Below are 1,002 nucleotides of genomic sequence, written 5' to 3' on the forward strand. Positions count from 1 at the left end.
AAAAGTAGAATGTTTATTTAAATAACTTTTGATCTTAAATTATACTTTCAGCCAGTTTTTGCTAACGTTGTTGTGTATTGAAAGTTGCGATTAAAATGAACGGCTATTTTCCGAAGGAAAATAGAAGTTTATAAAAAAGCAACTACTTTTAATTAAGTACTAATTTAGCAATTTTTAATACACGGTGTTAGGCACTTTTATTTTTTTCCTCACTTTCATTTTTCTCAATATTGTCTTTAAGTTTACTTTTTAACTTCCTTATTTCATCAACTTGTTTTGTCGTTTTCAACATTTTCGTTAAAGTCAATGCAATTATAGGTGTTAAAGTTATAAGTGCAATCAGTATTGGCCATTCAAATTTAGAGTCGCTTTCTATTAATGTAAAATCAAGTTTAGAGGAAGTAGTGACAGCTATGACAACTGTGATTGTAGTCATTATTGCTAATGTGATACTGAAAAATTCTTTAGTAATTGGTTTTTCCTTTTCTACATAAATTACTTCTCTTTTTTGTTCTGTAATTTCTTCGTTGTCTAATTCTTTTAGTTTAGCTGTTAATTCACAATATTTTAATTTATTCTCAGAATTAAGAAAAGGATTATCCAATATCTCTTTTGTCAAGTCCTCTGCCAATTCTTCGTTTTCATAAAGGTCATTAATTTTCACACTGTATTTTCTTGCTGTAGAATATATAATAGAATCAATTAAGTCTTGATTTGGAATGTTTTGACCAACAATTAAAGGTCTTATTGAATATAATAATTCCTTATTAGCCATTTCAATTTTTTGTTGGTATTCTCTATTCTCCTTTTTGGAAAATATTCTATTTGTAATTAAAAAAACGACAAGTCCACTTATTATTCCTCCTCCAATTCCAATTACCCAAGGGTTTGTTATTATTTCCATCATTTTAATTTAATTGTGCCTAACGTTGTTGTATAAGCTTTGTTGCGTTGTTTAAGCAGTGAATTTAGTAAATAAAACACGAACGGCGAAATTCCGGA

The 1,002-nt window shown here is 27.9% G+C and carries 1 protein-coding gene; it reads right to left on the bottom strand.

Translation table 11 applies throughout. The annotated features are described in order from the left end of the window. Window positions 1-187: 187 nt before the first annotated feature. Window positions 188-907: a hypothetical protein gene (locus tag GQS58_RS16835; protein WP_166388050.1), complete on the bottom strand. Its 720-nt coding sequence runs from the start codon at window positions 905-907 to the stop codon at window positions 188-190. Between the last annotated feature and the right edge of the window lie 95 nt (window positions 908-1,002).

Source organism: Polaribacter sp. 11A2H, assembly GCF_011379025.1.
Lineage (GTDB): Bacteria > Bacteroidota > Bacteroidia > Flavobacteriales > Flavobacteriaceae > Polaribacter.

What these genes read in the sequence shown, in the direction of transcription:
- GQS58_RS16835 (WP_166388050.1), bottom strand. Translation starts at nt 907, where the DNA reads ATGATGGAAATAATAACAAACCCTTGGGTAATTGGAATTGGAGGAGGA.